Raw genomic sequence first — 21,712 nt, 5'->3', positions numbered from 1 at the left:
GTGGGAGAAGACTTAATTGAGACTGACTATTCGTCTTCCAAACGATGTTGCTTTTCATACCTTTAAGATACGAAAACCAATACTTTTTTTAAAATCTAAAACAATAAAAAAGAGACTGCCTTTTTAGACAGCCTCTTTTTTATTATCATATACCTGTCTAAGCAGGAGGGATTTAAATATGTAACGCTCTATCTTCTGTAGCCGCTAATGCTGCTTCTTTGATAGCTTCTGTATATGTTGGATGTGCATGAGACATACGCGCTACATCTTCAGCAGAAGCACGAAATTCCATTGCTACAACAGCCTCAGCTATTAAATCTGCTGCACGAGCACCAATCATGTGCACGCCTAAAATTTCATCTGTAGTTTTATCAGCTAGAATTTTAACAAAACCATCAATATCCATACTCGCTCTACTTCTACCCAAAGCACGCATTGGAAAAGATCCTGTTTTGTATGCCACACCAGCTTCTTTAAGTGCTTCTTCTGTTTTACCAACCGCTGCCACTTCTGGCCATGTATAAACTACACCTGGTATTAAGTTATAGTCAATATGTGGTTTTTGTCCAGCAATAGTTTCTGCAACAAAAACCCCTTCTTCTTCAGCTTTATGAGCCAACATGGCACCTTTTACAACATCGCCAATGGCATAAATATTGGATGCCGAAGTTTGTAAATGTGCATTTACTTCTACTCTACCTCTATCATCTAACTTCACGCCTGCGCCTTCAGCATTTAAACCATCGGTATATGGACGACGACCAACTGATACTAAACAATAATCGCCTTTAAATTCTACTTCTTCCCCTTTTTTGTTATCTGCTTTCACAATAACTTCATCACCTTTGCGCTCTACAGATTTTACTTTGTGGGAGACCTGTATTTTAAACTTCGCTTTCTTGAAAACCTTATTCAATTCTTTAGATAAACCAGCATCCATAGTTGGAATAATTCTGTCCATATATTCAATAACAGTAACTTCTGCACCCAAACGTCTGTAAACTTGTCCTAGTTCTAAACCAATAACACCACCACCAATAACAATCATGTGTTTTGGAATTTCTTTAAGTTTTAAAGCCTCCGTAGATGTTATAATACGCTCTTTATCAATATTTATGAATGGTAGATTAGAAGGTTTACTACCTGTTGCAATAATGGTGTTTTTTGCTTCAATTTCAGTAGTTTCTTCTCCTTTAATAGTAATATGCGTCGCATCTTTAAAACTTCCTAAGCCTTGATACACATCAATATTATTCTTCTTCATTAAGAAATCGATGCCACCTGTAGTTTGATCAACAACGGCCTGCTTACGAGCAATCATCTTTTCTAAATTCACTTTTACTTCTCCTGGGATTTCTATACCATGTGTTTCAAAATGCTTAACGGCATCGTCATAATGGTGTGATGAATCTAAAAGTGCTTTACTTGGAATACACCCTACATTTAAACAAGTGCCCCCTAATGTTGCGTATTTTTCTATAATGGCTGTTTTCATGCCTAATTGAGCGCAACGGATAGCTGCAACATATCCTCCAGGACCAGAACCAATAATGGCTACATCGTATGAATTCATATAATAATTTTGAAAATTTATATTTAAAAATCGAAAACCAAAAATACGAATGTTTTATGGGATTTTTACTCCTTTTTGAATAGAAATGTTTGAAATAAAATAGTATTAAAGACGCGTTATATAAAATGGGTTTGCGGATGGGTTGCGTTAGGGATTGAAGCAATTGTTGAAGCTCCTCGTAGAGAGCGACTGCTGAAAGCCCGACCCTTGGGGAACGCCAAAATTCTATTTTTGATTAATATTATTTAAAACCCATTCCAATTCGGTGTCAATATTTGACTGACAATCTTTCAAATTTGGTAAAATTTCAACATCGGGCATAATACCAAAACCATCAGGAACTTGCTTTTGTGGCGCTTCAATTTGCATTAAGCCCATCCTTATTTTAAGTTTAGATGTTGGCAATTGATATAATTTATAAATTCCTGCAACGGTTCCATTATAGGCACCACCCGTTTCTTCACCTACAAAAGTGGCGCGTCCAGTAGCCTTTAAATGTGTGGACAATAGCGCAGATGCAGAAAAAGAACTCCCATTAATAAGCACATACAATTTACCTTTGTAGTTTAACGAATTTGGTGCCTTAACTTTAGTGTGCTTATTAAATGTATAGAAAATTTTACCATCTTTTTTTCTTGTTTTAAACAGGTTATATATAGCGACTATTGGAACTAACAATGCACTTGCAACCTTTAGGCTATTTGGCGTGGTATTACTCATAGCTGATTTTAAAAATGGTGTTCTACTTCTAACTTCGCTTTTGGTGATAAACTGATAGTCTTTTTCTGTTAAATAAGAGTATAAATAATCTATTTCTGAAATTCGACCGCCACCATTATCTCTTAAATCTATAACTACATGTTTGGTTTTAGCCGAATCTATTTTAGCAAAACTCTCTTTATAAAATTTCTTGTAATTGCCATTTGTAAAACTTCGTAACTTCATATAAGCAACGGTGCTATCTTTTCCTTTAAAACTAAAATTACGCGTGTATCTATTTTCTTTTCCTAAATAGCCATACTTTTTGTTATCTTTATTTTGTTTTCTTTTGGCTAGTCGCTTTGCTTTCTTTTCTGCATTAGTAAATTTTTTAGCTTTTACTTTTTCAGCGAAAGCGGTATCTAACGCCTTTTTAGTTTTAGCTTTCTTTTCATCTTTAGCAATGCGCCTAAACATTTTTGAAAACAACGAATCTTTAGATTTAAACGTCACATTCAAACTATCAACATAGCCTTTATCTTTATAATAAAACACAGAAAACCCCTTAGAAACAAACCTATTATGAAGTGTTTTATTAAATCCATCTGATGCAAAACGAGTTTTGAAGGTTTCAGCTAACTCTGAGGCTGATTCTCCATTAATATTCACTATTTCATTTCCTACTAAAGTAGAATCTTTTCCGTTATAATCTTTTACCCAAAGTTTGCCCTCTAAATAACTAAAATCTAAATCATAAAATTCAAACTTCTGCTTTTTTAGTTGTTTACGCTCTTTTTTAGTAAACCATTTGCTAACCGAACTTACTGAAACATGACCTTGTTTTACATGGGTTACAACTGGCGCAAGGCGTTTAAAAAATGTTCTGGAGTCGAGAGGGTTTTTAATAGATTTCTTTAAACTATCGAATTTAAAATCTAAAACTTCTTTTGATGTATATTGATATAATCTTGGATGATGACGTTTTAGTTGTTCATACAACTTATCAATATCATTATGTAATTCTTCAACATCATGCAACTTTGTAATTTGTATGTTATGCTTTTCTACGCTTCTGCAGGATACTAGTACAATAAATAAAGTAAATGATAAAAGAAGTTTTTTCATATAAGCTAAAATAACAGTAATTGTCCAATCTAAAAACGGATTAATGTTTCTTTAACTTTTGAATACATTCAAATGAAATTCTCACAATAATTTATGTAGTTTTGTGCTTCATGCAAAAAAACATAAACATACAAAACAAGAAAGCACGCTTTCAATATGAAATTTTAGATAAGTATACGGCTGGTATTGTGCTAACTGGAACTGAAATTAAATCTATAAGAAGTGGAAAAGCCTCTATTACTGAAAGTTTTTGTGAGTTTAGTGAAGGTGGAGAACTTTTTGTAGTAAATATGACTATCCAAGAATATGCTTTTGGGAATTATTACAACCATAAACCTAAAGCTACCAGAAAGTTACTTTTAAATAAAAAAGAACTTAAAAAATTAAATAAAGAAGTTCAGAATACTGGATTAACCATTATTCCTTTAAATTTATTCATTAATGATAAAGGCTATGCAAAACTAAATATTGCATTGGCTAAGGGTAAGAAATTATTCGATAAGCGTGAAACAATAAAAGATAGAGACAATAAACGCGATCTTGATAGAATCAAGAAAATTTATAAATAATTTTATCCCGTTAAATACACTTTAAATTATTGGTATAATCTGTTTTCAACATTTTAAAAATTACATCATGAAAAAACTATTTGCATTTCTATTGGTTAGCATGCTGTCTTTAAATATTAATGCACAAAAAGAATCAAAAAAAGATAAGAAGGAGACTATTGAATTTATAATTGATAGTACTTCTGTTTTAACTTTAGATAGCACCATTAAAACCTTATACACAGTTATTTCTGGTGAAAAAGGAGAAAAAAGAAATTGGGCACAATTTAAATACCTTTTTAAACCTGACGCCAAATTAATTCCTTCAGGATTTGATAAAGCTGAAAATTACAGAGTCCGGTATATGAGTCCCGATAACTATATTGAAAGCTCAGGAAAATGGCTCGTTGAAAACGGTTTTTTTGAAAAAGAAATATACCGAAAAGTTGATACTTTTGGAAACATTACACAAGTATTTAGTACTTATGAATCGTTTAATAGCGAAGCTGATGATAAACCTTTTATGCGAGGCATTAATAGTATTCAATTACTAAATGATGGCGAACGTTGGTGGGTGATTAATATTTATTGGGCACAAGAGAGTGAAGCCCATTCAATTCCAACAAAATACTTGCCCTAAAAACTTCAACACAAAACATGCATAATCAAGAAACTTCAAAAAAGGAAGAGCAATTTTGGACACAACGCTATTTAGAACACCAAACCGGATGGAATATTGGAGAACCTTCTACACCTCTAAAAACATATATAGACCAATTAGCAAACAAAGACTTAAAAATCTTAATTCCTGGAGCTGGTAATGCTTATGAAGCAGAATATCTTTTTAACAAAGGGTTTAATAATGTTTTTGTTTTAGATATTTCTGAGGAACCACTTGAATACTTTAAAAAAAGAGTTCCAGAATTCCCCAAAAATCAAGTCATTCACGGTGATTTTTTCATTCATAAAAAAACATACGATTTAATTTTAGAACAAACCTTTTTCTGCTCTTTCCCGCCTACTAAACCTAATCGTGAAGGTTATGCTTCTAAAATGTATGATTTGCTGAATAATCAAGGAAAACTTGTAGGGCTATGGTTCGATTTCCCTCTTACAGACGATATGGAAAAAAGACCTTTTGGAGGCTCTAAAGCAGAGTATTTAAATTATTTTGAACCTTATTTTAAAACTAAATGTTTAGAAACTTCCTATAATTCTATTGAATCTAGAGAGTCCAACGAATTATTTGGCATTTTTATAAAAAATTAATAAATAAGTCTCAATTTTTATCCTCTAACAAAGGTACAAACTTAAACTCACCAAATTCTTCTTGATCAAATTCTTTTTGACCTTTTCGGGTAAACATGGTCATCACTTGCACATCATCTCCAACAGGAATTACAAGTCTGCCTCCTATTTTCAATTGACTCAATAAAGGTTTAGGAACAAAAGGCGCTCCGGCAGTTACAATAATACCATCAAAAGGCGCTTCGTCTTCTAAACCAATATACCCATCACCAAAAATGAGTTTTTTAGGGCGATACCCCAGTTTTGGTAAAAACTTACTGGTTTTTTTAAATAACTCGTTTTGGCGTTCAATACTAAAAACCTTAGCTCCTAACTCACATAAAACAGCAGTTTGATAACCGCTACCTGTTCCTATTTCTAAAATTTTATCGCCTTTTTTTATTTGTAATAATTCAGATTGAAAAGCAACTGTGTAAGGTTGAGATATGGTTTGGTCTGCGCCAATAGGAAACGCTTTATCTTGATACGCATGGTCTAAAAAACCAGAATCCATAAATAAATGCCTTGGAATGTTACCTATGGCTTTTAAAACATTAGCATCAGTTATACCTTTGTTTTTTAAAATATTAACAAGTTTTTGTCTTAATCCTTGGTGCTTAAAAGTGTCTTTCAATTTTGGTGGCGTTTGGATTGCTAAAATAAGGCAAAGATTTTCAAGCTTAAAACTATTTATTCAGATTTTATTTTTCATTAATTTAAACCTAAAATTTTAGATTAATTACTTAACTTCAAATTTTAAATATCTTATTTTTGTTGAAAACGTAAAAATTATGCTGAAAGTTGGTGTACTCGGTGCTGGTCACTTAGGGAAAATTCATTTAAGACTGCTCAAACAATCTGAAAAATACAACCTTGTTGGTTTCTATGATGCCAATGAAGAAAACGGGAAAAAAGTAGAGGCTGAATTTGGATATAAATTTTTCAACTCTATTGAAGCACTAATTGATGCTGTTGATGTGGTTGATATTGTAACACCTACACTTTCGCATTATGATTGTGCAAAACAAGCCATTGCCAAAGGGAAGCATATTTTTATTGAAAAACCAATAACAAATACGGTTGAAGAAGCAGAACATATTAGAGTACTTTTAGCAGAACATAATTTACGTGGACAAGTAGGACATGTAGAACGTTTTAATCCTGCATACATCGCTGTAAAAGATGAGATTAATTCGCCCATGTTTATTGAAACGCACCGTTTGGCAGAATTTAATCCTAGAGGAACCGATGTACCTGTGGTATTAGATTTAATGATTCATGACATTGATATTATTTTAAGTATCGTAAAATCTAAAGTAAAAAGTGTTTCTGCAAGTGGGGTCTCAGTAATAAGTGACACGCCTGATATTGCTAATGCTAGATTAGAATTTGAAAACGGCTGCGTAGCAAACTTAACGGCTAGTAGAATTTCACTTAAAAAAATGCGTAAAGCACGTTTTTTTCAAAAAGATGCCTATATCTCTGTAGACTTCCTAACTAAAAAATGTGAAGTTGTAAAAATGAAAGATGCTCCAGAAAATCCAGGAGATTTCGATATGATTTTACAAAATGCTGAAGGGGTTAAAAAACAAATTTATTTTGACAACCCATCTGTTCCCGATAATAATTCTATTCTAGATGAATTAGAAACATTTGCAGATGCCATAAATAACAACACAACACCAGTTGTAACCTTATATGATGGCACTGAAGCCTTACGCGTTGCCACTCAAATAATAAATTGCTTTTAGATGAAACATTCATAACTGAAATTTAGACTCATTCTAAAACGAAAATATGAAATGGTACATCTGACCGATAAAAAAATTAAACATAAACAGATGAAAAACATTGCAGTTATTGGTGCCGGAACAATGGGCAATGGTATTGCTCACACATTTGCCCAAAGCGGTTTTAAGGTGCAATTAATTGATGTAAACAAAAGCGCTTTAGATAAAGGTATCCAAACTATTACTACCAATTTAGATAGAATGGTATCTAAAGAAAAGATTACCGAGCAACAAAAAGCAGATACTCTAAATAACATTACACTTTTTACTACTATTAAAGAAGGTGTTGATTGTGCAAGTTTAGTAATTGAGGCTGCAACTGAAAATCTAGATTTAAAACTTAAAATATTTAAAGAACTGGATGAGGCTTGTTCAGAATCGGTTATTTTAGCAACCAATACCTCTTCTATTTCTATTACTCAAATTGCAGCTGTAACTTCAAAACCAGAACGTGTTATTGGTATGCATTTTATGAATCCTGTTCCAATCATGAAATTGGTTGAAATTATTAGAGGATACAATACAAGCGATAAAGTAACCCATACCATTATGGAACTTTCTAAAACATTAGGCAAAGCCCCTGTTGAAGTAAATGACTATCCGGGATTTGTAGCAAACCGTATTTTAATGCCAATGATTAACGAGTCTGTTGAAACCTTATATAATGGCGTTGCAGGTGTTGCAGAAATTGACACCGTAATGAAGTTAGGTATGGCACACCCAATGGGACCACTTCAACTTGCGGATTTTATTGGACTAGATGTATGTTTATCAATATTAAATGTAATGTATGATGGTTTTAAAAACCCTAAATATGCGCCATGCCCATTATTAGTAAATATGGTTAGAGCAGGAAAATTAGGTGTAAAATCTGGAGCAGGTTTTTATGATTATTCTGAAAGTAAAAAAGCAGAAAAAATTTCTAAACAATTTTTAAAGTAACCTATTATTCGTCTATGCAAATTACACTTTTTAGTTTGATTTATAAATCTTATTTAAACAAGCAGATTACTACGTCGTAAAGACAAGTACGATATTATGGCAAAAATAATCCCATTTAAAGCAGTAAGACCAACACGAGATAAAGTGGGTTTAGTTGCTTCGCGTTCGTACCAAAGTTACACGCAAGATGAATTGCAAGCACGTTTAGATTATAAACCATATTCTTTCTTACATATTGTAAACCCAGGCTATAGGTATCATAAAAATATTAGTGGTAAAGAACGATATGCTTTAGTGAAAAACAGGTATCTAGAATTTAAAGAAGATGGTATTTTTATTAAAGATAAAACACCAAACTTTTACATATATAAAATTGTAAATAGAGTTGGTAATATCTTTTCTGGCATTATAGCTGCAGCAAGCTCAGAAGATTATAAACAAGATATCATTAAAAAGCATGAAGACACTATTGAGTATCGGGAAAATTTATTTAAAGACTATTTAAAAACGGTTGGTTTTAACGCAGAACCTGTGCTTCTTACCTATCCAGATAACAAGATTATTGCTAATATTATTTCTGAAACTCAAAAGAAACGCGCTGAATTTGAATTTACTACACATTTTAGAGACACCCATTATCTATGGCTTGTTAATGATGCATCCTCTATAAGGCAAATTGAAAAAGAATTTGAGGGGATGAACAGTATTTACATTGCCGATGGTCACCATCGTTCTGCTTCATCATACTTACTTTCAGAACAATTAAAATCTAAAAACGATTCGCATACTGGAGATGAACCTTATAACTTTTTTATGAGTTACTTAATTCCAGAGTCAGAATTAAAAATTAACGAATTCAATCGACTAGTAAAAGACTTGAATGGCTTATCAAAACATTCATTTTTAATAAAATTAGATGCTATTTTCCGTATTGAAAACAGAGGATCAGAATTATATGAACCAACAAGAAAACATCATTTTAGTATGTATCTTGATGGCGAATTTTACTCGCTATATTTAAGAAAGCATAATTACAGTTTGGATAATCCTTCAGCCTTAGATACCCAGATATTATACAAAACGGTTTTAGAACCTATCTTAGGAATTTCAGATTTACGTAACGATACACGAATTTATTATTCTCATGGAAAAAACGATTTAGTGACTATAAAAAGTAAAATAGATAACGGTGAATATGCTGTGGGTTTTGGACTAGTTCCTATAACCATAGAAGAAATAAAAGCAATTGCCAATGCAGGTTTAACTATGCCACCTAAAAGCACATTTATAGAGCCTAAATTGAGAAGTGGTGTAACCATTTATGAATTTTAAAAGAAATGTTTATTCGTTGAGTTGTTTATCGTTTTGTCGAATCAACTTAACAACAAACAACTTAATAAATAACAATGAGCATAAAAGAAAACTTAAAAAACATAAAATCTTCCATCCCAGAACATGTTACCTTAGTAGCGGTTTCTAAAACAAAACCTGTTAGTGATTTAATGGAAGCCTACCATGCAGGTCAGCGTATTTTTGGAGAAAACAAAATCCAAGAAATGGCTAATAAATTTGGGGACATGCCGAAAGATATTGAATGGCATATGATAGGCCACGTTCAAAGAAACAAAGTTAAATATATGGCTGACTTTGTGAGCTTAATTCATGGTGTTGATAATTTTAAATTACTGCAAGAAATAAACAAACAAGCAAAAAAACATAATAGAATTATTGACTGCTTATTTCAAATTAAAATAGCTTCAGAAGATTCTAAATTTGGAATGTCGTTTGAAGATGCATCAGAAATCCTACAATCCACAAAAGTTTTAGAATTAAAAAATATTAGAATTACAGGTGTCATGGGTATGGCAACTTTCACAGATGATGAAAGTCAAATAAAAAATGAATTCAACCGCTTAAAATTTATATTTAATGCATTAAAAGCTTTACAGATTGACAACTGCAAGCTGCAAACTATTTCCATGGGCATGAGTGGTGATTATCCATTAGCTATTGAATGTGGGAGTACTATGATTAGAGTAGGAAGTAGTATCTTTGGTTTAAGAAATTATTCAAATAAATCAAATTAATAACAATTAAAACTTAGCATACTATTTACGCAATTTTAGACATAGAAACTACTGGTGGCAAATATAATGAAGAAGGCATAACAGAAATTGCTATTTATAAATATGATGGTCATGAAGTTGTAGATCAATTTATAAGCCTTGTAAATCCAGAACGCGACATTCAACCTTTTGTAGTTAACCTAACAGGGATTAACAGCAACATGCTTCGTAATGCACCAAAGTTCTATGAGGTAGCAAAACGCATTGTTGAAATTACAGAAAACTGCATTTTAGTAGCGCATAACGCACAATTTGATTATCGTATTTTAGGTACTGAGTTTAGGCGTTTAGGTTTTGAGTACGAACGCAAATCGCTATGTACCGTAGAGCTTGCTAAAGGTTTAATTCCAGATCAACCTTCATACAGTCTAGGTAAATTGGTGCGCTCTTTAGGTATTCCTGTTACAGATAGACATCGCGCTTCTGGTGATGCTTTAGCAACGGTTAAACTCTTTAAAATGCTCTTGGATAAAGACACAACAAAGCAGATTATTCAAAACTCAGTACGTTTAAATCCTAAATATCAATTAGAGCCCAGACACATTGACATCATTGCAGAATTACCTTCAATAACTGGTGTATATTACATTCATAAAGCTGATGGTGAAATTATTTATATTGGTAAAAGTAACAATATCAAGAAACGCTTGAATCAACATTTTACTAATACCAATCAAAAATCAAAAAAAATACAATCTAAAGTTACTGCTGTAACTTATGAAGCTACTGGAAGCGAATTAGTTGCACTTTTAAAAGAAAGTGAAGAAATAAAAAAAGTTAAACCTATATATAACAGGGCATTAAGACGCTCAATCTTTACACATGCTTTATATGTATTTAAAGATGAAAATGGCTATTTAAATTTAAAAATTGATGTAGCTGATGGTCGAAAAAAACCCATCACTACATTTAGCAATCGTCAAAGTGGAAAGAGCTTTATCACGAAAGTCGTTGAAGATTATAACTTATGTCAAAAATTAGCTGGCATATATAAAACTAAAACAAACTGCTTTAACTACGATATTAAAAACTGCGAAGGTGCTTGTATCCAAAAAGAATCACCAGAATCCTATAATAAACGTGTAGAAGCACTCATTGAAAAAAATAGCTACTCCAACAAAAATATGGTTATTGTTGACAGAGGACGAGAAGTTGATGAACGCAGTGCCATATTAATTGAAAATGGTGTTTTTAAAGGCATTGGTTTTTTCAATTTAAACTATCAAATAAATAATCTTGAGGTTTTAGAATCTATTATAACACCCATGCAAAATAATAGAGATACTCAGCATATTATTCAAAATTATCTTCGCAGAAATAAGCGTTTAAAAATTGTAGAATTAGAAAACCAAAAAAGTAACTAATCTTTTCTTACTTTTGAAGAAATGAGTGAACCATCAAATCTAAACTGGAGAAAAAAACTTCATGATATTATATATGAAGCAGACACCCCTGCAGGTAAACTTTTTGATGTTGTACTTTTAATCACAATTTTGGGAAGCATATTACTTGTTATGCTTGAAAGTGTTAATAGCATTGATAAAAATTTTCATAATCTACTTAACATCTCAGAATGGATTATTACTATTCTGTTTACCTTAGAGTACATAGCAAGAATCATTACAGTAAAACAACCCTATAAATACATCTTTAGTTTTTACGGAATTATAGATTTATTGTCTACCATACCCAAATACATTTCATTAATTTTTGGTGGCATACATGCTTTGGCAGCATTAAGAGCACTGCGTTTATTGAGGGTTTTTAGAATTTTAAAACTCGCTCGCTACCTTGGCGCTTCTAATAACTTAGTTAATGCATTAAAAGCTAGTAGAGCCAAAATATCTGTGTTTCTATTTGCCGTTTTAATTGTAGCTATCATTTTAGGAACGATCATGTACCTTATAGAAGGCGAAGAAAATGGTTTTACAAACATTCCAAAAAGCGTATATTGGTGTATTGTAACACTCACAACGGTTGGCTTTGGTGATATTGCTCCCCAAACACCTTTAGGTCAATTTATAGCCTCGTTAGTTATGATTTTAGGTTATGGAATTATTGCTGTACCAACAGGAATAGTATCAGCAGAATACGCTAATCAAGACAAACCTAAGACAGACGAAAAACCAAAGCTTCATTTAAATTCGATATCATGCGTTAATTGTTTATCAGAAAAACATCTAGATGGTGCCGAATTTTGCCATAAATGCGGGCATAAACTTTAAATAAACGCCCTAACAATTTAAGAATTAAAAACATCAATTCTCCCACCAAATACCTCATTTCCATAGTTGGCCCAACAGCCATAGGTAAAACAGCACTAAGTATAAAGCTAGCACAACACTTTAAAACCGAAATTATTTCGGCAGATTCGCGTCAGTTTTTTAAAGAAATGCAAATTGGTACCGCTGCCCCCACCTCAGAAGAGTTAGCAAGTGCAAAACACCATTTTATTCAACATAAATCCATTCAAGATAATTACAGTGTTGGCGCTTTCGAGAAAGATGCATTACGCTGTTTAGAAACACTTTTTAAAACACACAACACCGTCATTATGGTTGGAGGTTCTGGCTTATACGTAGATGCTGTAACCAAAGGTTTAGATGATTTCCCCGAAGTAGATTCAAACATTCGCGAAACATTAAATAACGAATTAAAGATTAAAGGACTAGAATCGCTTCAAAATCAACTAAAAACCTTAGACCCAATTTCTTATAATGCTATGGCTATAGATAACCCACATCGTGTTATTCGTGCATTAGAAATTTGTATTGGCTCAAGTAAACCTTATTCCTCGTTCTTAAATAAAGGAAAAGAAAAACGGAACTTCAAAACAGTAACAATAGGTTTAACTGCCCACAGAGACATGATATACAACCGCATAAACCAGCGTGTAGATATCATGATAAAAGAAGGTTTATTAAATGAAGTAAAACAGTTATCAGACTACCAAAATTTGAACGCTCTAAACACCGTTGGCTATAAAGAACTATTTAAATATCTAAATGGTGAATGGGATTTGGACTTTGCCTTTTCGGAAATAAAAAAGAACACCAGACGCTTTGCAAAACGGCAACTCACTTGGTTTAAAAGAAATAAAGATACATTATGGTTTGATTATAATACTTCAACAGCGCTTATAATAAGTCAACTTAAGTCGTATATAAATAGCTAAGACGTATGGTGAATGAAGATGTTTTAAGAAAATATTTGGGCGTAACCTTACTTCCACAACAAAGCTAAATAAATTAACGTTAGAGCTTTACTAGTTATACCATTTAAATTATCTTTAAGCCTTATTAAATTGCTATATATGAACACCTTTTTAAAACGCGTAATAATTTTATTATCCATTGTAGCACTAGGGCTATTTTTATATTCCACTTTTGTAGAAAACCTTTTTGCAAAACGATTAAGCCCTAAAGACACCGTAGAATTTAAATTAAACGATTTAAAACTCGAAGTATTTTATAACAGACCTTATAGAAAAGCACGGGAAATTTTTGGAGCCCTAGTCCCTTATAACCAAGTATGGCGAACCGGAGCAAACGAAGCAACAACCTTCGAAACCAATAAACCTTTACTTGTAAAAGGGTTGCCTTTAGAAGCAGGAAAATATACACTTTGGACCGTTCCTAAAGATTCTACATGGAATGTTATTTTCAACTCAAAGCAATATTCATGGGGCGTAAATGCCGAAATGCAACCTATGTGGGATCCTAATTACGATGCTTTAAATATTGAAGTCCCTGTACAAAGATTAGAAAACCCTGTAGAACAGTTTACGATAGCTTTTGATAATTCTACAGACAACCTATTTTTAACCATGGCCTGGGATGATGTAAAAGTTGCTGTACCTCTTAAATAAGTTACAGTATCAGTATTCAGTTTGTAGCCTAATATTAAAATCGTAAATTAGACAAACATTTGTGTATTTCCTGATAAAAATCGGAACGAAATATGGCAAAAAAAAGTAAATCTGCATTAAAGAAAAAAGAAGGCGTTTCTATTTCGGAAGTTACCAATGCGTCCTCTATTAAATCCATAAAAGAAAAACGTAAAGCAGCTATTGATATTAACACTTTAGTTAAAGCCTTATTAAAAAAAGACATCACCGCTTTAAGTAGAGCTATTACTATAATAGAAAGTAAAAACCCAAAACATAAAGCACAAGCCAAATCCATATTAAACCATTGTTTACCGCATGCCAATAATTCTATACGGATTGGAATCACTGGAGTTCCTGGGGTTGGTAAAAGCACATTTATAGAAGCTTTCGGAAAACACCTTACCACAATTGGAAAACGTATAGCAGTTTTAGCTATAGATCCTAGTAGCACAATAACTAAAGGGAGTATTTTAGGGGATAAAACCCGAATGGAAGACTTGGTGAAAAATGAAAATGCATTTATTCGTCCTTCTGCCTCTGGAGCATCTCTTGGTGGTGTTGCTAGAAAAACCAGAGAAACTATTATTTTATGCGAAGCTGCAGGTTTTGATGTTATTATTATCGAGACCGTTGGCGTTGGACAAAGTGAAACTACCGTCCACAGTATGGTCGATTTCTTTTTACTTCTGAAGTTAGCTGGTGCTGGGGACGAATTACAAGGCATCAAACGAGGCATTATTGAAATGGCTGATACTATTGCTATTAATAAAGCTGATGGCGACAATTTAAAAAAAGCAAAACTTGCCAAAGTAGAATTCAATAGAGCGCTTCACCTCTACCCAGAAAAATCATCAAATTGGCAACCTAAAGTCACCACGTGCAGTGCTTTGAAAAATGAAGGTATTGATGCCATTTGGGATATTATTTTAGAATATATTGAAACCACATCAAAAAATGATTTTTTCAATAAAAAGCGAAACGAACAAAACAAGTTTTGGCTCATTCAAACCATTGAAGACCAGTTAAAATCTGATTTTTTCAACACTCCAAAAATTAAAAAAGCACTAGTAAATCAACTTCAACTTATTGAAAACAATAAAACTACCCCCTTTGCGGCTGCCGATTATTTATTAAAACTAAACAATTAAACCTTCAGAAATCGTTTTAATACATACTGAGCCAGTTTATAAAACATAAATCCAGAAAAAACTCCAAAAGTCATTCCACAGACTATATCTAATGGATAATGAACGCCTAAATATATTCTGCTGTAAGCAACTATTATACTTACTAAAATCAAAACATATATTAACCTCTTAAAATAAGGTTTCAATAATAAACCTCCAAAAATGGCCACAGCCATAGAGTTTGATGAATGTCCAGAAAAGAAACCATATTTGCCGCATCGTACGGCAATAAAACGTACTCTATCAGCAATATCATCTGCTCCGCATGGTCTTGGTCTAGCAAAACCTCTTTTAAACACATTTGTAATTTGATCCGTAAACGTAATCATCAAAGCCATAACTAAAATTAAAAGGAGCATTCCTTTTAGTCCAAACTTCTTATAAAATAAATAAAGCAATAATATCCCCAAAATAGAACCAAAAATAAATTTATTGGTAATTCCCAACCATAAATCATCCCAAGTTGTAGAACCTAATCCATTTAAATACAAGAATAGTTGGGTATCATATTCTAAAAGTTGCTCAATCATTTATTCGAATTATATTTAGACTCTATTCATCGTATTTATCAACTTCACTATCATAAAAAGCCGTAGCTTCTGCTATAGCATTTTCAGTTTCAGCTTCAAGTTCTTTTTGGTCTTCAGCATCAAAATCTTCGAACCACTCTACCTCATCATTTTCCAGATTTATTATAAACCTAGGGAATTCGGTATGAACAACATAAATAGCATTCGGGAATTCGGTGTTATCACCGAGTATAAATTTTGGGAGACTCATTTTTTAAGTTTTATTTATTCGACAAAATTAACCTTTTAGTTAAATAGTTAAACCTTATATACAATAAAATTGCAGCTGTAGTTAAACCTGCTAGTAACCCAAGCCAAATACCAAAACTACCATACGTATCTTCCTTACCAAGGAACCAACTTATAGGAAAACCAACCAACCAATAGGATATAAAAGTAATAATGGTTGGTATTTTAACATCTTGTAAACCACGTAAAGCGCCTAAAACAAGAACTTGAATACTATCACTTATTTGAAAAATAGCTGCAGCTATTAATAATTTTGAGGCGATACTAACCACTTCCATATTATCAACTAAGTTTTCGGCATCATTATAATCCACATATATTCTTGGCAAATAATCATGAAAAATAAAGAACAGTAAGGCGAAACAAACAGCTAATAAAGTACTCATTAAAAATAAAGAGAATGCTATTCTGCGTAATTCAAAATACGCTTTCAGTCCCTTTTGATTCCCAACACGAACCATAGCGGCAACACTTAAACCCATAGCCACCATAAAAGTCATTGAGCTTAAATTTAGAGCAATTTGGTTTGCAGCTTGCGGATTTTTACCCAACAAACCACTAAGCCAAATAGCTGCTGTAAAAATAGCAACTTCAAAAAACATTTGCATAGCACTAGGCGCTCCCAAATTGATGATTTTTTTTATCATCAACGTATCCAATACAAAAAACTTGATATGTGTAACAAACGCTTTTGATTTTTCTTTTCCTTTTAACAAAAACCATAAATACCAAACCATAATAATTCTTGAGGCCAGTGTGCCATAAGCTGCACCAACTATACCTAATTCTGGAAAACCAAACTTGCCAAATATGAGTAAATAGTTTAAAATGATATTTATTATATTACCTAAAAGTGTGGCATACATTGGGTAACGTGTCATGGATAAACCATCACTAAACTGCTTAAATCCTTGAAAAATAATTAATGGAATAAGTGAAAAAGCTACTAAATCTAAATAAGGAATAGCCAGCTCTACAACCTCAATAGGTTGTTTCATCAAATACATCAATGGTTTTGCAAAAAAGACTAGTAAAAAAAGCAAAACACCCAAAACAGTACATAAAAACAAACCATTTTTAAATGATGATTTACCCTTAACAAAATCTTGCTCAGCATCTGCTTCAGCAATTAATGGCGTAATGGCAGTAGAAAAGCCTATCCCTAAAGACATAGCAATAAACATAAAACTATTACCTAAAGATACAGCAGCAAGTTCTGCAGTACCTAACTGCCCAACCATAATATTATCAACAAAACTCACAAAGGTATGCCCCAACATGCCTAACATGACTGGTGCTGCCAGTTGCCAATTGTAATTAAACTCTTTAGTGTAGTTTTGTAATTGCATTTGGCAAAAGTAACTCTTACACCTTTTATTTAAGCATTTTTAAATAACCGAAATTAAAAAATATACTATTTTAAAAAGGATTACTACTCTGAATGATTATTTGATAGTATTATTGAAACAAATCCTTACTTCTCAATTCTTCCCATTTAGATTTTTTCCAATCTGCAGGTGGTGGAAAATTCTCAGATTCATTAAAATATAATTGAGACAGTTCTTTAACTTTTTCGGGATATTTTTTGACTAAATTATTGTTCTCTGCAGGGTCATTTTTTATATTGAACAACTCAATAATAGGGGTTCGACCTTCCATATGGTCTTTATAAATTCCCTTTTCTAAAGTTCCTGTAAAGCGCAATAAATAATCATCCTTTATCACTACCCAAGCAGGTGGAGCAAATCCGGATTCATTTGAATGTGTTTTAGTTGATTTATTGATTAAATAGCCCCATTTATAAGATTGTATTCCCGACCAAATTAAATAATCGTGCCCCTTTTGTTTCGGTTTATTTTCAAGAATAGGCAATAAACTTTTGCCATCAATTTGCTTTGGGAGCTGGCAACCAGATGCATCAATAGCGGTTGGCAATATATCCATTGTAGAAACCAATAAATCTGAAACTCTCGGTTGGTTTATATGACCTGGCCAACTAACAAACATGGGAACTCTAAAACCGCCTTGGTAAAAGTTACCTTTATGCCCTGAAAAGGGTGTATTTCCTGGTAATGGCGACCCTGTTTTATGCCCATCATAAGAACCACCAGCCATAGCTCCGTTATCTGAAGTAAAAATGACAATCGTATTTTCATATTGCCCCTCTGATTTTAAATAATCCATAATACGTTGCACATTTTCATCAACGGCATTTATATGTGCGTAGAAATTATTCAAATCATAAGAATCCGCATTAAATTTTTTAAAATACTTTTCTGGAGCCTTAGGCTCTAAAGAATCATGAACCGCATGATAATGTAATTGTACATAAAAAGGATCCTTGTTTTTTATGGCCCCCTTCATGGCGTTTATGGCTTTTGTTGTAAAGACATCTGTATTATAATTGGGTTGATTACCTGTATATTTAAAATCTTCCCAAACGTTTTTTGCATTGTAAAAATCTGATGACCAATGATTGTACCCATAATAGTAATCAAAACCATTATTCAATGGGTGCTGTTCATTTACTACCGAACCAATATAACCAGTCTTAGTAATTTTTTTAAAGACTTCGGGGTGTGATTTTTTTAAATTATTATAACTGGTTTGTTCATCAATATTCGCTTCACTTAAAATATTATTAATAATTTGTTTATCGCGTTTACCTATATGCCATTTTCCAATATGAGCTGTTTTATAGTTCTGCTTCTTCAAGATCTCTGCTAGATGAGTTCCAGTCTCTAAACCTTGCTTTTCACAATCAGTATTGGTGTAAACTCCAAATTTATTTTGAATCATCCCTGTTGCTATACCCATTCTGGAAGGCGCACAAATATTGCTAGAAGTAAAAGCCTTATTAAAAATAATACCCTCTTTAGCCAGTGTTGTTAAATTTGGAATAGCAATTTTAGAAAATTCAAGTGATTTTTCTAGAGAATAACCTTGTAAGCTATCTACCAAACTCACAAAATAGGGGTCAAAATCTGATGTAGAAATGGTATCATTATAAATACCAAATTGCCCATAACCCAAATCATCCATCATTATAAATAATACATTTGTTTTTTTTATATTTTGATTTTGATTTGCACATCCGCAAAGAAAGGCTGCTAACAAAATATACCCCCATAAATTCTTCATAATTTTTACTTATAAATTATTAATATGCTTTTTAGCTTCTTCAAATTCTAATATGATGTCTTCAACAATTTGTCTCACAGATTTAATATCGTGTATTAATCCTGAAATTTGACCAATTTCTAATTCGCCTTCATCTAAATCGCCTTCAAACATGCCTTTTTTTGAACGCGCCCTACCTAATAGGCTTTTTAATTGTTCTGGTGTTGGCGCTATTTTATAAAGTGCTTGAATATCGTTATAAAATTTATTCTTAATTAATCTTACCGGAGCTAATTCTTTCAATGTTAATTGGGTATCCCCTTCTTTAGCATCAACAACAACCTTTTTAAATGCTTCATGAGCAGAACTTTCTTCGCTTGCAACAAACCTGCTTCCAATTTGAACACCATCAGCTCCTAAAATCATAGTTGCTAACATCGCTTTACCTGTGGCAATACCCCCTGCGGCGATTAAAGGAATTTGTATGTGCTCCTTCACCATAGGAATAAGCGTAAGTGTGGTTGTTTCATCACGTCCATTATGGCCACCAGCTTCAAAACCTTCAGCAACAATAGCATCAACACCTGCTTCTTGGGCTTTTAAAGCAAACTTTACACTACTCACAACATGTACAACTGTAATACCGCGTTCTTTTAACCAAGAGGTCCATGTTTTAGGGTTTCCAGCAGAAGTGAAAACGATTTTAACACCTTCTTCTTCTATAATATCCATAATCTCCTGAATGTTTGGATATAGCATAGGTACATTAACTCCAAATGGTTTATCTGTAGCTTTTGTACATTTTTGAATATGCTCACGTAAAACTTCAGGATACATAGAGCCTGCTCCAATTAGCCCTAATATACCAGAGTTACTTGAAGCTGAAGCTAATCGCCAACCACTATTCCAAATCATTCCTGCTTGAACAATAGGATATTTAATTTTGAAAAGCTCAGTAATTCTATTAGACATTATTGTTTAATAAGTTTAAATGTTCTTGATATAGTATCAAAATCTAATTTAACAATATAAATCCCTTTTTGTATGGAGCTAAAATCTAATCTATTCATATTACGCGAAACGTTATAGCTTTTAATTTCTTTCCCAAGCATATCGTAAAGTTCCAATGTTCCTATAGTTTCTACTTGAGGTAATTCTAAATATAAATTATCTTTTACGGGATTAGGGTATATATGAATGTTACTATTAGTTCGAGATTTAACAAACAAAGTTTCATTTAAAGCCAATTCAAGATTAGGTATACCATACCCTAAAAAGTAATCTGGTGTATTGAATTGTGAAGCAGATTCTCTAACTAATTGCATTATTTCTGCATTTGTTTTATTAGGAAAAGCTTGCCATAAGCATGTAATACCACCAGCTAAGATTGGAGAACTAAACGATGTACCATTTAATGTTCTAACAACATCATTAGTACCAATAACGTAACTCGCTTGTCCTTGAGCCACAACATCTGGTTTTTGATTAGGCTGAGTGGTATTTCCTCTAGAACTAAAAGCGGCATAAGTCCCATTCAAATCCACTGCACCAATAGTTAATACACCTGATGCATCAGCGGGAGCACCAACAATTCCCCAAGAATTATTTCCAGAATTCCCAGCAGAGGTTATTAATAAAAGGCCTTTTTCAAAAGCAATATTTGCACCTTTAGTAATAAAGGTGGTATTTCCATCCATATCAGCTTGTGTATAACTGTATTTTGGATTATCGTATGTGGTATACCCTAAAGATGTATTAATCACATCTACACCTAAACTATCGGCACGTTCTGCGGCTTCAACCCAATAACTTTCTTCAACAGGATTCTCATTAGGTGCATCTTCAGTAATAAATAAATAATAAGACGCATCTGGTGCGCTACCAACAAATTCATCATCAATAAAACCAGCCATATCACTTAAAACCAAAGTACCATGACTACTTGTTGTATTGTTATAAACATCAACATCTCGATTTACAAAATCATAGCTTCCTAATAAATTTCCTGCATCTCGCAATCTTGCAAACGACGTCATGATATCCACATTAGGGAACCCTGAATCTAAAACAGCTATAGTCATTCCAGTTCCTGTATAATCAGCAAGATGTAACTTATCACCATTAAACATCTCTATTTGATTAGAAGCATCTCCGTAATTAAATGTTGTAAATGTGCTTTCTAATTTGGATTGTTTTTTTTGTTTACCGCTTTTAATAATGCTCTTGGTGTTTAAACTTTTATCAGCAAAATCAATAGTATTTACAAAACCTAAACTTGTTAATGCCTGAATATCTGCTTGAAGGCCTCTTACATGCACTGTATTAAACCATTTCGATTTTGCTAAAACAGTAACGCCTGTAGCATTTTTAATTTGTGAGATATAGGTTTCATTAACAGGAACATCACGAGCATCAATGGCTACACCATGTGCATTTTTTCTATCAATAGCTTTTTGAGTAAGTATACTAATGGGGTTATTTATAGAGGCCGTTACATTTTGTTTATCTGCTAGATAAATCCAAGCATCTTCAACTTGAGCAAATAAACTAAAATAGAAGCATGTAAAAACGGAAAATAATAGTATTGTTTTTTTCATAACATTACGAT

General features: G+C 32.6%; 21 protein-coding genes. 12 read left to right on the top strand and 9 right to left on the bottom strand.

What is annotated here, in order from left to right; all coding sequences use genetic code 11:
• Positions 1–172 precede the first annotated feature (172 nt).
• Together lpdA and P8K68_RS13090 are read right to left on the bottom strand one after the other, a co-directional pair.
• A complete protein-coding gene (gene lpdA, locus P8K68_RS13095; protein WP_300251794.1) occupies positions 173–1,573 on the bottom strand; it encodes a dihydrolipoyl dehydrogenase in 1,401 nt (466 codons plus the stop codon).
• 225 nt (positions 1,574–1,798) lie between these two features.
• Positions 1,799–3,397 carry a S41 family peptidase gene (locus tag P8K68_RS13090; RefSeq protein ID WP_300251792.1) on the bottom strand — a complete coding sequence of 533 codons (1,599 nt, stop codon included), beginning with the start codon at positions 3,395–3,397 and terminating at the stop codon, positions 1,799–1,801.
• 110 nt (positions 3,398–3,507) lie between these two features.
• Here P8K68_RS13090 and smpB point away from each other — a divergent pair, with 110 nt between their 5' ends.
• From smpB to P8K68_RS13075, 3 genes are all read left to right on the top strand, one after another.
• Positions 3,508–3,966 (top strand): SsrA-binding protein SmpB, encoded by a 459-nt coding sequence (gene smpB, locus P8K68_RS13085; protein ID WP_300251789.1) that lies wholly within the window; start codon positions 3,508–3,510, stop codon positions 3,964–3,966.
• A gap of 67 nt (positions 3,967–4,033) precedes the next feature.
• The gene (locus tag P8K68_RS13080) at positions 4,034–4,585 is read left to right on the top strand and encodes a hypothetical protein (RefSeq protein ID WP_300251785.1); all 552 of its coding nucleotides are present in this window, start codon (positions 4,034–4,036) and stop codon (positions 4,583–4,585) included.
• A 17-nt stretch (positions 4,586–4,602) separates the two neighbouring features.
• Positions 4,603–5,214, top strand: coding sequence for a methyltransferase domain-containing protein (locus P8K68_RS13075; RefSeq protein WP_300251783.1), 612 nt, complete (start codon positions 4,603–4,605; stop codon positions 5,212–5,214).
• A 10-nt stretch (positions 5,215–5,224) separates the two neighbouring features.
• Here the strand turns inward: P8K68_RS13075 and P8K68_RS13070 are convergent, their stop codons facing one another.
• Entirely contained in the window at positions 5,225–5,866 is a 642-nt protein-coding gene (locus P8K68_RS13070) for a protein-L-isoaspartate(D-aspartate) O-methyltransferase (protein ID WP_300251781.1), read from the bottom strand.
• 157 nt (positions 5,867–6,023) lie between these two features.
• Between P8K68_RS13070 and P8K68_RS13065 the strand changes: the two genes are divergently transcribed.
• From P8K68_RS13065 to meaB, 9 genes are all read left to right on the top strand, one after another.
• On the top strand, positions 6,024–6,983 hold the full coding sequence (locus tag P8K68_RS13065) for a Gfo/Idh/MocA family oxidoreductase (protein WP_300251778.1): 960 nt from the start codon (positions 6,024–6,026) through the stop codon (positions 6,981–6,983).
• Between the two features lie 90 nt (positions 6,984–7,073).
• Positions 7,074–7,964, top strand: coding sequence for a 3-hydroxybutyryl-CoA dehydrogenase (locus P8K68_RS13060; protein WP_300251775.1), 891 nt, complete (start codon positions 7,074–7,076; stop codon positions 7,962–7,964).
• Between the two features lie 96 nt (positions 7,965–8,060).
• Positions 8,061–9,296 carry a DUF1015 domain-containing protein gene (locus P8K68_RS13055; protein ID WP_300251773.1) on the top strand — a complete coding sequence of 412 codons (1,236 nt, stop codon included), beginning with the start codon at positions 8,061–8,063 and terminating at the stop codon, positions 9,294–9,296.
• Positions 9,297–9,370: 74 nt separating this feature from the next.
• Positions 9,371–10,051 (top strand): YggS family pyridoxal phosphate-dependent enzyme, encoded by a 681-nt coding sequence (locus P8K68_RS13050; RefSeq protein ID WP_300251771.1) that lies wholly within the window; start codon positions 9,371–9,373, stop codon positions 10,049–10,051.
• Positions 10,052–10,074: 23 nt separating this feature from the next.
• Positions 10,075–11,454: an exonuclease domain-containing protein gene (locus tag P8K68_RS13045; protein ID WP_300251802.1), complete on the top strand. Its 1,380-nt coding sequence runs from the start codon at positions 10,075–10,077 to the stop codon at positions 11,452–11,454.
• Positions 11,455–11,475: 21 nt separating this feature from the next.
• On the top strand, positions 11,476–12,315 hold the full coding sequence (locus P8K68_RS13040; RefSeq protein ID WP_300251768.1) for an ion transporter: 840 nt from the start codon (positions 11,476–11,478) through the stop codon (positions 12,313–12,315).
• A gap of 23 nt (positions 12,316–12,338) precedes the next feature.
• On the top strand, positions 12,339–13,265 hold the full coding sequence (gene miaA / locus P8K68_RS13035; protein ID WP_300251799.1) for a tRNA (adenosine(37)-N6)-dimethylallyltransferase MiaA: 927 nt from the start codon (positions 12,339–12,341) through the stop codon (positions 13,263–13,265).
• A 138-nt stretch (positions 13,266–13,403) separates the two neighbouring features.
• Entirely contained in the window at positions 13,404–13,958 is a 555-nt protein-coding gene (locus P8K68_RS13030; RefSeq protein ID WP_300251765.1) for a DUF2911 domain-containing protein, read from the top strand.
• A 92-nt stretch (positions 13,959–14,050) separates the two neighbouring features.
• The gene (gene meaB, locus P8K68_RS13025; RefSeq protein ID WP_300251762.1) at positions 14,051–15,127 is read left to right on the top strand and encodes a methylmalonyl Co-A mutase-associated GTPase MeaB; all 1,077 of its coding nucleotides are present in this window, start codon (positions 14,051–14,053) and stop codon (positions 15,125–15,127) included.
• On the opposite strand, the gene P8K68_RS13020 is transcribed toward meaB, so the two are convergent.
• The 6 genes from P8K68_RS13020 to P8K68_RS12995 all read right to left on the bottom strand — a co-directional run bounded on the left by P8K68_RS13020 (position 15,124) and on the right by P8K68_RS12995 (position 21,701).
• Positions 15,124–15,696, bottom strand: coding sequence for a phosphatase PAP2 family protein (locus P8K68_RS13020; protein ID WP_300251760.1), 573 nt, complete (start codon positions 15,694–15,696; stop codon positions 15,124–15,126). The genes meaB and P8K68_RS13020 overlap by 4 nt on opposite strands.
• A gap of 22 nt (positions 15,697–15,718) precedes the next feature.
• The gene (locus tag P8K68_RS13015) at positions 15,719–15,946 is read right to left on the bottom strand and encodes a hypothetical protein (RefSeq protein WP_300251757.1); all 228 of its coding nucleotides are present in this window, start codon (positions 15,944–15,946) and stop codon (positions 15,719–15,721) included.
• Positions 15,947–15,956: 10 nt separating this feature from the next.
• Entirely contained in the window at positions 15,957–17,333 is a 1,377-nt protein-coding gene (locus P8K68_RS13010) for an MATE family efflux transporter (protein ID WP_300251754.1), read from the bottom strand.
• A 109-nt stretch (positions 17,334–17,442) separates the two neighbouring features.
• Complete coding sequence (locus P8K68_RS13005; RefSeq protein ID WP_300251751.1) at positions 17,443–19,125, bottom strand: sulfatase-like hydrolase/transferase; 1,683 nt, start codon at positions 19,123–19,125, stop codon at positions 17,443–17,445.
• 9 nt (positions 19,126–19,134) lie between these two features.
• Positions 19,135–20,076: a nitronate monooxygenase gene (locus P8K68_RS13000; protein WP_300251748.1), complete on the bottom strand. Its 942-nt coding sequence runs from the start codon at positions 20,074–20,076 to the stop codon at positions 19,135–19,137.
• On the bottom strand, positions 20,076–21,701 hold the full coding sequence (locus P8K68_RS12995) for a S8 family serine peptidase (RefSeq protein WP_300251745.1): 1,626 nt from the start codon (positions 21,699–21,701) through the stop codon (positions 20,076–20,078). The genes P8K68_RS13000 and P8K68_RS12995 overlap by 1 nt, the downstream gene beginning before the upstream one ends.
• Positions 21,702–21,712 lie beyond the last annotated feature (11 nt).

The sequence above is a fragment of the Algibacter sp. genome (assembly GCF_029245835.1).
In the GTDB taxonomy this organism is placed as follows: domain Bacteria; phylum Bacteroidota; class Bacteroidia; order Flavobacteriales; family Flavobacteriaceae; genus Algibacter_B.
Note: the sequence above shows the minus strand (reverse complement) of the source record. Positions and strands in the feature narration are given on the sequence as shown.

Bases quoted from the DNA above. Each gene is read 5' to 3' on its own strand.
- lpdA (WP_300251794.1), bottom strand. From the start codon at position 1,573: ATGAATTCATACGATGTAGCCATTATTGGTTCTGGTCCTGGAGGATAT.
- P8K68_RS13090 (WP_300251792.1), bottom strand. From the start codon at position 3,397: ATGAAAAAACTTCTTTTATCATTTACTTTATTTATTGTACTAGTATCC.
- smpB (WP_300251789.1), top strand. From the start codon at position 3,508: ATGCAAAAAAACATAAACATACAAAACAAGAAAGCACGCTTTCAATAT.
- P8K68_RS13080 (WP_300251785.1), top strand. From the start codon at position 4,034: ATGAAAAAACTATTTGCATTTCTATTGGTTAGCATGCTGTCTTTAAAT.
- P8K68_RS13075 (WP_300251783.1), top strand. From the start codon at position 4,603: ATGCATAATCAAGAAACTTCAAAAAAGGAAGAGCAATTTTGGACACAA.
- P8K68_RS13065 (WP_300251778.1), top strand. From the start codon at position 6,024: ATGCTGAAAGTTGGTGTACTCGGTGCTGGTCACTTAGGGAAAATTCAT.
- P8K68_RS13060 (WP_300251775.1), top strand. From the start codon at position 7,074: ATGAAAAACATTGCAGTTATTGGTGCCGGAACAATGGGCAATGGTATT.
- P8K68_RS13055 (WP_300251773.1), top strand. From the start codon at position 8,061: ATGGCAAAAATAATCCCATTTAAAGCAGTAAGACCAACACGAGATAAA.
- P8K68_RS13050 (WP_300251771.1), top strand. From the start codon at position 9,371: ATGAGCATAAAAGAAAACTTAAAAAACATAAAATCTTCCATCCCAGAA.
- P8K68_RS13040 (WP_300251768.1), top strand. From the start codon at position 11,476: ATGAGTGAACCATCAAATCTAAACTGGAGAAAAAAACTTCATGATATT.
- P8K68_RS13030 (WP_300251765.1), top strand. From the start codon at position 13,404: ATGAACACCTTTTTAAAACGCGTAATAATTTTATTATCCATTGTAGCA.
- meaB (WP_300251762.1), top strand. From the start codon at position 14,051: ATGGCAAAAAAAAGTAAATCTGCATTAAAGAAAAAAGAAGGCGTTTCT.
- P8K68_RS13020 (WP_300251760.1), bottom strand. From the start codon at position 15,696: ATGATTGAGCAACTTTTAGAATATGATACCCAACTATTCTTGTATTTA.
- P8K68_RS13015 (WP_300251757.1), bottom strand. From the start codon at position 15,946: ATGAGTCTCCCAAAATTTATACTCGGTGATAACACCGAATTCCCGAAT.
- P8K68_RS13010 (WP_300251754.1), bottom strand. From the start codon at position 17,333: ATGCAATTACAAAACTACACTAAAGAGTTTAATTACAATTGGCAACTG.
- P8K68_RS13005 (WP_300251751.1), bottom strand. From the start codon at position 19,125: ATGAAGAATTTATGGGGGTATATTTTGTTAGCAGCCTTTCTTTGCGGA.
- P8K68_RS13000 (WP_300251748.1), bottom strand. From the start codon at position 20,076: ATGTCTAATAGAATTACTGAGCTTTTCAAAATTAAATATCCTATTGTT.
- P8K68_RS12995 (WP_300251745.1), bottom strand. From the start codon at position 21,701: ATGAAAAAAACAATACTATTATTTTCCGTTTTTACATGCTTCTATTTT.